At 59.7% G+C, this 12,194-nt stretch carries 11 protein-coding genes; 3 read left to right on the top strand and 8 right to left on the bottom strand.

What is annotated here, in order from left to right; all coding sequences use genetic code 11:
* Positions 1 to 259 precede the first annotated feature (259 nt).
* The 3 genes from ACYVIS_RS03930 to ACYVIS_RS03940 are packed head-to-tail and all read right to left on the bottom strand — an operon-like array spanning position 260 to position 3,334.
* On the bottom strand, positions 260 to 1,000 hold the full coding sequence (locus ACYVIS_RS03930) for an amino acid ABC transporter ATP-binding protein (RefSeq protein WP_232741186.1): 741 nt from the start codon (positions 998 to 1,000) through the stop codon (positions 260 to 262).
* 47 nt (positions 1,001 to 1,047) lie between these two features.
* On the bottom strand, positions 1,048 to 2,148 hold the full coding sequence (locus tag ACYVIS_RS03935; protein ID WP_460873329.1) for an amino acid ABC transporter permease: 1,101 nt from the start codon (positions 2,146 to 2,148) through the stop codon (positions 1,048 to 1,050).
* 1 nt (position 2,149) lies between these two features.
* Complete coding sequence (locus ACYVIS_RS03940) at positions 2,150 to 3,334, bottom strand: amino acid ABC transporter permease (RefSeq protein ID WP_232741188.1); 1,185 nt, start codon at positions 3,332 to 3,334, stop codon at positions 2,150 to 2,152.
* Positions 3,335 to 3,435: 101 nt separating this feature from the next.
* Here ACYVIS_RS03940 and ACYVIS_RS03945 point away from each other — a divergent pair, with 101 nt between their 5' ends.
* From ACYVIS_RS03945 to mutY, 3 genes are read left to right on the top strand one after another with little or no spacing between them, the layout of a single operon-like run.
* Complete coding sequence (locus ACYVIS_RS03945; RefSeq protein ID WP_232741189.1) at positions 3,436 to 4,107, top strand: cell division ATP-binding protein FtsE; 672 nt, start codon at positions 3,436 to 3,438, stop codon at positions 4,105 to 4,107.
* Positions 4,104 to 5,012, top strand: a complete 909-nt coding sequence (locus tag ACYVIS_RS03950) for a cell division protein FtsX (RefSeq protein WP_232741190.1) — start codon at positions 4,104 to 4,106, stop codon at positions 5,010 to 5,012. The genes ACYVIS_RS03945 and ACYVIS_RS03950 overlap by 4 nt, the downstream gene beginning before the upstream one ends.
* Positions 5,012 to 6,091, top strand: a complete 1,080-nt coding sequence (gene mutY / locus ACYVIS_RS03955; protein ID WP_460873330.1) for an A/G-specific adenine glycosylase — start codon at positions 5,012 to 5,014, stop codon at positions 6,089 to 6,091. Before ACYVIS_RS03950 ends, mutY begins: the two co-directional genes overlap by 1 nt.
* Before the next feature lie 3 nt (positions 6,092 to 6,094).
* Here mutY and rodA read toward each other — a convergent pair whose 3' ends face one another.
* The 5 genes from rodA to ACYVIS_RS03980 form a co-directional block, all read right to left on the bottom strand.
* The gene (rodA, locus tag ACYVIS_RS03960) at positions 6,095 to 7,231 is read right to left on the bottom strand and encodes a rod shape-determining protein RodA (protein WP_232741192.1); all 1,137 of its coding nucleotides are present in this window, start codon (positions 7,229 to 7,231) and stop codon (positions 6,095 to 6,097) included.
* Positions 7,228 to 9,363, bottom strand: a complete 2,136-nt coding sequence (mrdA, locus tag ACYVIS_RS03965; protein ID WP_460873331.1) for a penicillin-binding protein 2 — start codon at positions 9,361 to 9,363, stop codon at positions 7,228 to 7,230. The genes rodA and mrdA overlap by 4 nt, the downstream gene beginning before the upstream one ends.
* A gap of 24 nt (positions 9,364 to 9,387) precedes the next feature.
* A complete protein-coding gene (mreD, locus tag ACYVIS_RS03970) occupies positions 9,388 to 9,969 on the bottom strand; it encodes a rod shape-determining protein MreD (protein ID WP_232741194.1) in 582 nt (193 codons plus the stop codon).
* The gene (gene mreC, locus ACYVIS_RS03975; RefSeq protein ID WP_232741195.1) at positions 9,947 to 10,837 is read right to left on the bottom strand and encodes a rod shape-determining protein MreC; all 891 of its coding nucleotides are present in this window, start codon (positions 10,835 to 10,837) and stop codon (positions 9,947 to 9,949) included. Before mreC ends, mreD begins: the two co-directional genes overlap by 23 nt.
* A 61-nt stretch (positions 10,838 to 10,898) precedes the next feature.
* The gene (locus ACYVIS_RS03980; protein WP_232741196.1) at positions 10,899 to 11,942 is read right to left on the bottom strand and encodes a rod shape-determining protein; all 1,044 of its coding nucleotides are present in this window, start codon (positions 11,940 to 11,942) and stop codon (positions 10,899 to 10,901) included.
* Positions 11,943 to 12,194: the final 252 nt, after the last annotated feature.

Genomic DNA, 12,194 nt, shown 5'->3' on the forward strand with positions numbered 1-12,194 from the left:
TGCTGACGAAGGGAAGGCGGGGGCTTTCGGCGGGCCCTGTTTGAACGGAGCCGCGCCAGCGGCGTAGAGAGTTGGCCCGACGCCCGCCTGGACGAGGCAGACCCGGGTAGTCGGCTAGCGCAGCTAGCCGACCGCTGGACGTGCCGGACTGCACAGCACCGCCCACCCTGCGGCGTCTCAATAGAGATACGATCGCGCCCACACAGACAACACAGTCCAAAGCCACAGATCAAGCCAACAACCAGCCCAAAACGACAGATCAATGCAAAATCTGGCTCAGGAACAACTGCGTACGCGCATTTTTGGGGTTGTCGAAAAATGCATCGGGCGTATTCTGCTCGATGATCTCGCCCTCATCCATGAAAATCACCCGATCGGCCACTTTCCGCGCAAAACCCATTTCATGAGTCACGCACAGCATGGTCATGCCCGACTCTTCAGCCAGCCCCACCATGACATCCAGAACCTCTTTGACCATCTCCGGATCAAGCGCCGACGTGGGCTCGTCAAACAGCATAATCTTGGGACTCATGCACAAAGACCGGGCAATCGCCACGCGCTGTTGCTGACCACCCGAAAGCTGCCCGGGAAACTTCCGGGCCTGATCGGGAATACGCACGCGTTCCAGATACTTCATGGCCGCCGCCTCGGCTTCGGCCCGGGATTTCTTGAGCACCCAGATCGGCCCCAGAGTCAGATTCTCGAGCACCGTCAAATGCGGAAACAGATTGAAGTGCTGGAACACCATGCCCACATCGCGACGCACGATCTCGATATGCTTCAAATCGCTGGTCAACTCGATGCCATCCACCATTATGCTGCCCTGCTGATGCTCTTCAAGGCGATTGATGCACCGTATCATGGTGGACTTTCCCGAACCCGATGGCCCGCAGATGACAATCCGCTCGCCCTGCGCAACATCCAGATTGATATCGCGCAATGCATGAAACTGCCCATACCACTTATTGACACCCTTCAGGCTCACAATTGCCTCGGACATGCCCGTACTCCCCGTTAAACCCGCCACTACACACGGCAGCGCCGTTGCTAGCGCTGATTTCCTGCCTGCAAGGATCTCTCCAGAGAACGGCTATAGCGAGAAATCGAAAAGCAGAATGCAAAATAAATCAGCGCGATGAATAAATAGGTTTCGATATCGAAACCCCGCCATGCGGCATCGGCCAGCGCCGCCTTGGCGGCCTGGGTCAAATCGAAAATACCAATAACCACAACCAGGGACGTATCCTTGAACAGGGATATGAAAATACTGACCAGCGGCGGAATCACTATTTTCAGGGCCTGCGGCAAAATGATCTTGCGCATTTGCTGCCAATAACTCAGGCCCAAAGAATCGGCGCCCTCGTACTGCCCTTTGGGAATGGCCTGCAAACCGCCCCGGACGGTTTCCGCTATATAGGCCGCCGCAAAAAGGATAATGGCAATTTGTGCCCGCAGCAGCTTGTCGATATTGACGCCTTCCGGCAGGAACAAGGGCAACATGACCGAAGACATGAACAGCAGGCTGATGAGCGGCACCCCGCGGATGAGTTCGATATACACCACGCACAAGGCCTTGACTGCCGGCATGCGCGACCGACGGCCCAGCGCCAGCAACAGGCCCAGGGGAAACGCAAAGGCGATGCCGAACGTCGAGAGAATCAGCGTCAGCGGCAGCCCTCCCCAGCGACTGTCTTCAACAGGCGCCAGGCCCAGCACCCCGCCCCACATCAGCACCGCCACCGCCGCCAGCGCGACCGCCCAGATCGCCCCCAGGGCAGGACGCCAGAAACGGCGCATGCAACTGCAGACAATCACCGCGATGAGAATGACAGTTGCCAGCAAGGGACGCCACTGCTCGTCGTAGGGATAGGTGCCGAACAAGATCAGGCGATGCTTTTCAACTATGAATGCCCAGCAGGCGCCGGTTGCCGCACGACACTCTTGCGCGCTGCCGGCCGTGTAATTGGCGTTGACCAGGGCCCAATCGACCAGCCCCGGCACGAACATCAGCAGCAACCACACCAGCAAGACCGTCAGTACCGTATTGAGCGGCGATGAAAACAACCGGTTCCGGCACCAAGCCCATACCCCTCGATGCGCGTCCGGCGGCGGCAATACGCCGGACGCCCGGGCAAGGTTCGCGTTCATGTCAGCGCTCCACCAGCGCGATACGCCGGTTGTACCAGTTCATGAAAATCGAAATCGACAGGCTGACGGTCAGGTAGGCCGCCATAATGATCAATATGCCTTCAATGGCTTGCCCGGTTTGATTCAATGTCGTGTTGACCACCGAGACGATATCCGGATAGCCGATGGCCACCGCCAGCGAACTGTTTTTGGTGAGGTTCAGATACTGGCTGGTCATGGGCGGCACAATTACCCGCAAGGCCTGCGGCAGGACGACCAGGCGCAGTATGCGCGCCCGCGGCAAGCCGAGCGATCCGGCGGCCTCCCATTGCCCACGGTCGACCGCCTGGATGCCGGAGCGCACCACCTCGGCCGTAAAGGCCGCCGTATAAAAAACCAGTCCCGCCAGCAATGCCGTGAACTCGGGAGTCAGGGTCAGCCCGCCGCTGAAATTAAAACCCTTCAGATAAGGCATATCCAGGGCCAGCGAGGCGCCGCTTGCGAGCCAGCCGATAAGCGGAAATACAATCAGCACGGCCAGCGCAACCCGGCCGAAAGGGAAAATCCGCCCCGTCGCGTCCTGGTACTTCCTGGCCCAATGCCCGGTCACGACCACCGCGATAATGGCCAGGGCCAGCCCAGCCAGAATCCAATCCAGCGCATCGCCTTGCAAGGCCGGAAGCTTCAAGCCACGGTTCGATAAAAACACCCCCGGCAAAGGATGATGTGCCTGACGCGGGCCAGGCATGCTTTGGGTAATAATGGAATACCAGAAAAAAAGCTGCAACAACAAGGGAATATTGCGAAAAATCTCGATATAGGCGCCGGCCATGCGCGACAGCAGCCAGTTTCGCGACAGGCGCGCCACACCCAGGATCGTGCCCAGCAGCGTTGCCGCGACAATGCCCAGGACGGACACTCGCAAGGTGTTCAGCAAACCCACCAGGATGGCCCGGCCGTATGTGTCGGCGGGAGAATACGGGATGGACGTTTCGCCGATCGCAAAGCCGGCCTCGCGGTGCAGGAAGTCGAAACCGGTCTTGATATTGCGGGCCGCCAGATTATGCAGCGTGTTGGAAACCAGATACCAGGCAACGAAACCGACCAGACCCAGTATCATGGCCTGGTAAACCCATGAACGCACCGCCGGGTCGCTCCAGGAAAGGCGTGGACGCGATGCGGAAGGCGTGGTTTTTTTTATCGTCATAAGGTTCCAGCAGTACAGTAGGCCCAATGACAGGCCGCGCGGCATTTTGCATATTCTAAGGGCTAATGGTTACTATTAGGGCGCTCACCACGATACCCACTATGATTGAATTTCAACACGTATTTAAATCCTACGGACGCAGCCGGAATATTCTGGCAGACATCAACTTCCGCATCGAACCCGGTGAGTTTATCTTTGTCTCCGGGCCTTCCGGCGCCGGCAAGTCGACGCTGCTCAAGCTGATTGGCGGGTTCGAGCCCGCCAGCCGCGGCTCGGTGCACGTCAACGGCCACCGCATCGAAAAACTGCCTACCCGCGCGCGCCCCTATCTACGCAGGGCGGTGGGAATCATTTTGCAGGACACGCACCTGCTTTACGACCGCAACGCCATCAACAACGTCTTGCTGCCCCTGACCGTCATTGGCCTGGAAAGCAGCCTAGCCGCAACACGCGCCCGAGCCGCGATGGAAAAAGTAGGGCTTTCGGGCAAGGAAGACCTCAATCCCATCGAGATGTCGGGCGGCGAGCAGCAGCGCCTGGCCATTGCCCGAGCCATTGTCAATCGCCCGGCCATACTGATCGCCGATGAGCCCACCGCCAATCTCGACCAGGAAAGTGCCCGGCGCATCATGGAAGTATTCCGCGATTTCAACCGTGTGGGCGTCACCACGCTCATTGCATCTCACGACCGCGCCCTCATGGCCTCATACGCCACACGCACGCTGCGCATCGAGCAAGGCAAGTTCACGGACTTGCGTGGGGTGCAGGCATGACACGCTGGCTAAGGCAACACCGCTATGCGCTGCTCGTGGCAATTCGCCGCCTGCTGGCCCAACCCTTCTCATCGTTGTCCAACCTGCTGGTTATTGCGCTGACCCTGGCCTTGCCAATTATCGGCGCATCCGTCCTGGTTTCGGCCCAGCCCGTGGCCAGGCAGGTTTCGGTTTCGCCCGAAGTCACGCTGTTCCTGAAACCCAATGCGCCGGCCAATGCCGGCAAAAAAGTGCTGGATCGAATCCAGGCCGAATACCAGCGCGAGGTGCAGGCTGTACGTCTCGTACCCCGCCAGCAGGCTTTGCAGCAGCTCAAGTCGAACCCAAGCTGGGCCGATGCCCTGTCGGTCCTGCAGAGCAATCCTTTGCCCGACGCTGTCGTGATCACGCTCAAGGACGGCGCCGATCTGGCGCAGCACGCAAGCTCGCTTGCCCAGGAATGGCGCCGCTGGGATCAAATCGATGCCGTCCAGCTCGACAGCGCCTGGGTGCAAAGGCTTGAAGCCATCCTGCAATTCGTGCGCATCGGGCTGGGCCTGCTGGCCATAGGCGTCGCCCTGGTCGTCCTGGCCACCGTCTTCAATACCGTGCGCATGCAGGCGCTGACTCAACGCGAGGAAATCGGCGTTGCCCGCCTGGTGGGCGCAACCGAATCGTTTGTGCGGCGGCCCTTTTTATACCTGGGCGCGCTGACCGGTGTCGTGGCCAGCCTGATTGCCGTCCTGCTCTCGGCCCTGGCCCTGATTCCCCTCAACGCCGCGCTGGCTCGTCTGGCGCAGAGTTATGGCACCAGCCTGTCCCTGCACTTGCCCGACGGCCTCAGCCTGGGCCTGGCTGTCATAGTGGTGGCGATTTTAGGCGCCCTCTCGGCACGCTGGTCGGTCACCCGCAGCACCCGCTTCTGATGCCCGCCAACATCCAGCCCGCGATCGGGCGCTTTGCCGAAACGATAGTCCAATGGCAAAAACAGGCCGGACGTCACGATTTGCCCTGGCAGGGAACCTCCGATCCCTACAAAATATGGCTGTCCGAGATCATGCTGCAGCAAACCCAGGTCAGCACGGTCATTGCCTACTACCAGCGGTTCCTGGAGCGCTTCCCCACCCTGCAGGCACTGGCCGGGGCCACGCAGGATGAGGTCATGCCTTACTGGGCGGGCCTGGGCTATTACGCCCGCGCCCGCAACCTGCATCGCTGCGCCCAGGTGCTGTGCGAAAAATGGGGGGGCAAATTTCCCCGGCAAGTCAGTGAAATCGTACAACTGCCGGGCATAGGGCGCTCGACCGCGGCGGCCATCGCCGCCTTTGCCTATGGCGAACGCCAGCCCATCATGGACGGCAACGTCAAACGCGTATTTACCCGTTACTTTGGAATAATCGGCAATCCGGCCGTCCGGGCAATCGAACAGGAGCTGTGGCAGACCGCCGATGCGGCGATCGATGCGGCACCGCCCGAACTGGACATGGCGGCCTACACTCAAGGCTTGATGGATCTCGGCTCAAGCTGCTGCACGCGCACGCGGCCCGCCTGCGGCCTGTGCCCGCTCGGCAGCCATTGCTATGCGCGCATCGAATCCATGCAGCGCGAATTACCTACCCCTAAAACCAGGAAGACCGGCGCCGAGCGCCAATGCAAGATGCTGATCCTGGAACACCAGGGCAAGATTCTGCTCGAACAGCGGCCTTCGCCCGGCATATGGGGAGGTTTGCGCAGCCTGCCGCAATACGACGACCTGGAGAGTTTGCAGGAGGCCTGCCTGAACTGGGGGCTGGACCCTGCGCAAGCCCGGAAAATAGCGGCGCTGCTGCACACGTTTTCACACTTCAGACTGCACATCGAACCCTGGTATTTGCGCAGCCCGGCCCAGTTCGTCGCCGAAACGAGGCCGCAACAGGCCTGGGTCGCCATCGAAGACCTGCCCACGGCCGCTCTGCCCGCTCCCGTCAGGAAGCTCTTGTGCGGCCTGTTCCCCGGCCCGGAGTGAACACTACGGGCGTACCGGCCGATAACGGTTGATGCTCATCAGGATTCCGCAGGCAATACCCAGGGTCAGCAAGGCCGTCCCGCCATAGCTCATGAACGGCAGAGGCACACCCACCACCGGCAAAATACCCGTGACCATGCCGATGTTTACAAACACGTAAACAAAAAACATCATGGACATGGAACCGGCCATAAGACGGCCGAACTGCGTGTGCGCCTTGATGGCAATCGATAAGCCGCGTATGACGATCAGGGCGTAAAGCACCAGCAGCATGATGCCGCCATACAGCCCGAACTCTTCGGCATACACGGCGAAAATGAAATCGGTGGTTCGCTCCGGGATGAAGTCCAGATGCGACTGCGTGCCTTGCATATAGCCCTTGCCGTAGACGCCGCCCGAACCCACGGCAATCATCGACTGTATCGTATGGAAGCCCTTGCCCAGCGGATCGGAGCTGGGATCGAGCAAGGTGCACACTCGATGCTTCTGGTAGTCATGCAATACCACCCAGCTAACGTCCGGCTGGCATATCCGCGATTCGTAATACACCAGCGAGCCCAGCCCGATCGCACCCACTACCACCAGAGGGATCAGCAATTTGAACGACAGCCCGCCAAAATAGATCACGCAGAATCCCGCGACAAATACCAGCAGCGCAGTGCCCAGATCGGGCTGTTTGGCGATCAACGCGAACGGAATCGCCAGCAACACAATCGCCACCAGAAAATCCAGGATGCGAAGCTTGCCCTGGTGCCGATGAAAATACCAGGCCAGCATCATGGGGACGGCAATCTTCATCATCTCCGACGGCTGAATCCGACCAAATCCAAGATTCAGCCAACGGGTCGCCCCTTTGCTGGTTTCTCCCGCAAACTCCACGCCCAGCAACAGCACAATACCGACGATGTAAAAAGGCAGCGCCAGGCGCATCAGTTGCGGAGGCGGCACCAGGGCCACCGCCCACATGACGACAAACGCAATCATGAAATTGCGCAACTGGTCGGCAAAGCGCCAATCGGTTCCCCCCACCGCCGACTGCATGACCGTCATGCCCAGCAAGGTCATCAGGATCAGCAGGGCCAGAAGTGGCCAGTCGAACGCGGTAAGCGCCCTGATGGCCCAATCGATAATGCGCTTCATGGACGCTCCGTGACGCGGGATTCTGTCAGTGTCAGGGCCCGCGCCGGGCCGCGAGTGGTATTGGGTGCGACAGGATCCTGCGGATCCTCCTCTTCGTCCGGAGGTTGATCCTCGGGCCGCACAACGGCATCGGGCGATTCTTCCGGAACGTCATCGGCAGCGCCTGCCGGCGCATGAGGCGAAGTGTCGGCATTGTCTGCGGCGGGAGGCGGCGCAATGGCGCCCCGCCCCGCCGGCAATGTTTCAGTCAGCGACGCAGGCAGGGTTACCTCGTTTTCATTTTCCTTGCGGTCGGGTGAAAGCCAGTAATCGAACACCTTGCGCGCAATCGGCGCCGCCACGGTTGCGCCCCAGCCGCCATTTTCAACAATCAATGCCAGCGCAATGCGCGGATTGTCCGCCGGCGCATAGGCCATGAACAAAGCATGATCGCGCAAGCGCTCGTCAACCGAACCGACATGGTATTTGGCGCCCTTCAGGCTGTACACCTGGGCGGTGCCGGTTTTGCCCGCGGCCTGATACTTGGCGCCCACGAACGCCCGGCGCGCCGTGCCGTAGCGCACCACGTCGGCCAGCGCATCCTTCACCACCTTGAGGTTTTCAGGCTTGAGCGGAATCGTATAGGAAGGCTTGGTAACCGTGCGAATTACCTTGCCGCTCAGGGGACTTTCCACCAGACTGACCAGGTGCGGCTTCATGTATACACCATCATTGGCCAGCACTGCCGTGGCCTGGGCAAGCTGCAGCAAAGTAAATGCGTTATACCCCTGACCCACCGCGACCGAAACCGTTTCACCCGCGTACCAGCGCTGTTGCTCAGGTTTTTTATAGGCATGGCGCTTCCATTCCGTCGAGGGCAGCACTCCGCGCCGCTCGCCGTCCAGATCGATTCCAGTGATCTGGCCGAAGCCGAACTGCTTGGTGAAGTCGTGCAGCGCATTGACTCCTATTTCCGGACCCAGCGAAAAAAAGTACGTATCGGACGAGACCACCAGAGCTCGGTGCATATCCGTAGGCCCATAAACAGCGCCGGCGGCATTGCGGAATTTCTGCCCACCGAACTCGAAATAGCCCGGATCGGGAATGCGCGCAGTGGCCGTCCGCTTGCCCAATTCAAGCGCGGCCAACGCCACAAACGGCTTGTAAGTCGAACCGATGGGATACGTACCATACAGCGGACGATCGATGAGGGGATGATCGGGCGATTCGTTCAGCTTGCGCCAGTTCTCGACATCGATGCCGTCTATGAACAGATTGGGGTCGAACGACGGGGCCGATACGAACGCCAGCACGTCTCCGGTTTTGGGATCGATGGCAACCAGAGCGCCCCGTTTGCCTTCGAACAGCTTTTCGGCTTCTTTCTGCAAACCTATATCGAGCGACAAAACCAGATTGGAGCCAGGTACCGGATCGACACGCCGCAAAGTACGCACGGGCCGGCCGGCCGCCGTCACCTCGACCTCTTCGAGGCCGGTGCGCCCATGCAGCGACTCTTCCCAGGTTTTCTCTATGCCTTTTTTACCGATCGCATTGGTGCCGCGATAATTGCCGGAACGCCCCTCTTCATCGAGAGTGGCCAGGTCCGCCTCCGAAATCCGTCCGACAAAACCCAGCACATGAGCAGCCGACTCGCCCTGTGGATATTCGCGCACCCAGCGCGCACGCAGCTCAACCCCCGGAAACTTATAGGCATGCGCGGCAAACCAGGCGGCCTCGGTGTCATTCAGGTTATTGCGCAGCAGAACATGGGAGTAACGCCCAGTCTGGCTCAGCCGCTGCTTGAACCGTCGACGATCGAGCGGGCTCAAATAAACCAGCTGCTCCAGTGCATTGAGCATCTTGGTCATATTTCCGACGTGGGCGGGCGTCACCTCGAGGGTGTAGTCGCGATAGTTGCGCGCCAGCACCACGCCGTTGCGATCGACTATTTCGCCGCGGCGCGGCGGTATGGGCACCACGGCGATGCGATTCTGGTCAGCGCGCGCCGCCAGGCCCTCGTAGCGGTCGACCTGCAGAAACCACAAGCGCCCCAAAAGCGCGCCGAAGCACAGCAGCGCAAAAACACCGGCTACCCATATACGCAAAACGATACGCCGTTTTTGGTGGTGCGATGTTTTTTTGAACTCGAACATAAAGTGATCTGTACGTGCGCCCAGCTATACCGAGCCTGAATCCGCGGCATCCAGGCGACGCTGCGGCATATGCAGCAACACGTCGACAATAGGCCAGAGCAGCACCGTCAACAATGCCGACCACAGCCACTGCCAGCCCGCCCACTGGCCCGCCAGCCAGGCATGCATCAACCGCGACACCGCCTCGGAAAAAACAAACACCGGCAACAAATGTATGGCCTGTATGACTGCGCCAAAACGTTGCAGGCGGCGGGCCAATGCAATCGCGCCATAAGCCACCAGCGTATAAGTGAGGGCCTTTTCGCCCAACAAGCCAGCATCGTGCACATCCATGAGCAGGCCAAATACGAACGCCGTCAGCATCGAGACGCGCTGCGGCTCGTTGAGACACCAGAAAGCGATCACCAGCAGCAGAATATCCGGGGACGGCTGCCACAGGCGCCAGGGCAAGAAGGAAATCAGCCAGACCAGCAGCAAAGTCCCCCAGACAAACAGAGGATGGGCGGGCCGCTTGAATGGCGCGGCATCGATGGGCTGCAGGGAGCTTAACGACGAACGCCCGAAGCCCCCGGTTGAGATGGCATCACTGTTCGGCTTGCGAACCATGGCTCTGGGCCTCCTGGTTAGTGTCGGACTTCGACACATCAACACGCAACACCAGGAAATGGCGATAACGCTCGGGATGAGAAAGAGGGGTCGCCACCGCCCGGCCAAAGCCGGTGGCGGCGTCGCGTTCGACCTTGTCGATTTTAGCCACCGACAGGCCCGCCGGGAACAAACCGCCAATACCGCTGGTGATCAGCGTGTCGCCAGGCTCGATATCGACATTGGTTGTCAGGTAGCGTACCTCGACCTTGCCGCTTACACTGCCGCCGAAGGCAATCAGGCGCAAGCCATTGCGCAATACCTGCACGGGAATCGATACATTATCGTCGGTCAGCAGCGCCGCTTCGGAGGTAAAAGGCGTAACACGCACAATCTGCCCCACCACTCCGCCTTCGTCGATCACCGGCATCCCCGGGCGGATCCCGTTTGCCGTTCCCTTGTTGAAAACAAGATGGTGAACAAAGGCATTCGGCGGCTCGTACAGTACTTCGACGGCCACCGAAGACTGCTTGACCGTATCGGCCACATTGAGCAGGCGGCGCAATTGCTCGTTTTCGGCGGAAAGCTGGGCTGCATGGGTGGCAATCTGGGCAAGTTCGATGCGCTGTCGCTGCAACGCTTCTTGTTCGGTGCGGGCCAGCGCGGCCGCATCGGCCCAGTTGTTGAAAGCGGCTACAGCGTCGCGCGGAGCCAGCACCAGGCGCTGAAAAGGATATATGACCACCGAAATGGCCTGGCGGGCCGGGTCGAGGATGCGCCAGCGGGCATCGACCACCAGCAGCGACAGAGCCAGTACGACCAGGACGAAAACCCGGAACTCGGCAGTCGGTCCATGCCTGAACAGCCTGATCGTCCTATTGTATTGCATGGCAATTGTTGCGCCTCAAGCCGCTCGGCGCACTCCCGGGGGCACCCGAACCCGAACTGAATTAATCGTAAATAAACACCGTGCCAAGGCGCTCGAGATGCTCGAGAGCCTCGCCGCAGCCGCGAACCACGCAAGTCAGCGGGTCTTCAGCCACGACCACCGGCAAGCCGGTTTCTTCTTGCAGGAGGCGGTCCAGATCGCGCAACAGGGCACCGCCGCCGGTCAGCGAAATGCCTTTGTCGGTGATATCGGCGCCCAGCTCGGGAGGTGTTTGCTCGAGCGCCGTTTTGACCGCCGACACGATCTGGTTGAGAGGATCGGTGAGGGATTCGAGGATTTCGTTGGACGACACCGTGAAGCTGCGCGGCACGCCTTCGGAAAGGTTACGCCCCTTTACCTCGATTTCACGGATTTCGGATCCCGGGAAAGCCGATCCGACTTCTTTTTTGATCAGTTCGGCGGTGGGTTCGCCGATCAGCATGCCGTAATTGCGGCGTATGTAATTGATGATGGCTTCGTCGAACTTGTCGCCGCCGACGCGCACCGAGCCTTTATAGACCATGCCGCCCAGCGAGATGATCGCGACTTCGGTGGTACCCCCGCCGATGTCGACAACCATCGAGCCGCTGGCGTCGGAAACGCCCAGGCCGGCTCCGATGGCGGCAGCCATGGGTTCTTCGATCAGGTAGACCTGGCTGGCGCCGGCACCCAGTGCCGACTCGCGTATTGCCCGGCGTTCGACCTGGGTGGAGCCGCAGGGAACGCACACAATAATACGCGGGCTGGGCGCGAACATGCTGCGTGGATGCACCATGCGTATGAACTGCTTGAGCATTTGCTCGGTAACGGTGAAGTCGGCGATGACGCCGTCTTTCATGGGCCGTATGGCTTCAATGTTTCCAGGTACGCGCCCCAGCATCTGCTTGGCCTCTCGTCCTACCGCCTGGATAATTTTTTTACCGTTGGAACTGCCGTCGTGGCGTATTGCCACCACCGATGGCTCGTCAAGCACAATCCCCTTGCCGCGGACATAAATCAACGTGTTGGCCGTGCCAAGGTCGATTGCCATATCGGTGGAGAAATAACTACGTAGAAATCCGAACATGGACGCTCAGTTAAGTCAGAATTAAGAAAAGCCCGCTGATTGGGGAAGGGTTCCGCATAGCCGGTTTTCACGTCACTTTGCCGCAAGGAAAGTAGGGCGGGAATTGGTTAGCGATTAAACCGACAATGATAACTTATAATTTACCTTTGTTAAGAGTCTATCGAAGCGCTGTTAATTTTTGTAACGCGTTGGCTCGCCACCCACATTCAGGTATTGCCCAGCCTCGAACCGATGCCGGACAAGCCGTTTTTT

Source organism: Paralcaligenes ginsengisoli (assembly GCF_054781135.1).

What these genes read in the sequence shown, in the direction of transcription:
- ACYVIS_RS03930 (WP_232741186.1), bottom strand. Translation starts at nt 1,000, where the DNA reads ATGTCCGAGGCAATTGTGAGCCTGAAGGGTGTCAATAAGTGGTATGGG.
- ACYVIS_RS03935 (WP_460873329.1), bottom strand. Translation starts at nt 2,148, where the DNA reads ATGAACGCGAACCTTGCCCGGGCGTCCGGCGTATTGCCGCCGCCGGAC.
- ACYVIS_RS03940 (WP_232741188.1), bottom strand. Translation starts at nt 3,334, where the DNA reads ATGACGATAAAAAAAACCACGCCTTCCGCATCGCGTCCACGCCTTTCC.
- ACYVIS_RS03945 (WP_232741189.1), top strand. Translation starts at nt 3,436, where the DNA reads ATGATTGAATTTCAACACGTATTTAAATCCTACGGACGCAGCCGGAAT.
- ACYVIS_RS03950 (WP_232741190.1), top strand. Translation starts at nt 4,104, where the DNA reads ATGACACGCTGGCTAAGGCAACACCGCTATGCGCTGCTCGTGGCAATT.
- mutY (WP_460873330.1), top strand. Translation starts at nt 5,012, where the DNA reads ATGCCCGCCAACATCCAGCCCGCGATCGGGCGCTTTGCCGAAACGATA.
- rodA (WP_232741192.1), bottom strand. Translation starts at nt 7,231, where the DNA reads ATGAAGCGCATTATCGATTGGGCCATCAGGGCGCTTACCGCGTTCGAC.
- mrdA (WP_460873331.1), bottom strand. Translation starts at nt 9,363, where the DNA reads ATGTTCGAGTTCAAAAAAACATCGCACCACCAAAAACGGCGTATCGTT.
- mreD (WP_232741194.1), bottom strand. Translation starts at nt 9,969, where the DNA reads ATGGTTCGCAAGCCGAACAGTGATGCCATCTCAACCGGGGGCTTCGGG.
- mreC (WP_232741195.1), bottom strand. Translation starts at nt 10,837, where the DNA reads ATGCAATACAATAGGACGATCAGGCTGTTCAGGCATGGACCGACTGCC.
- ACYVIS_RS03980 (WP_232741196.1), bottom strand. Translation starts at nt 11,942, where the DNA reads ATGTTCGGATTTCTACGTAGTTATTTCTCCACCGATATGGCAATCGAC.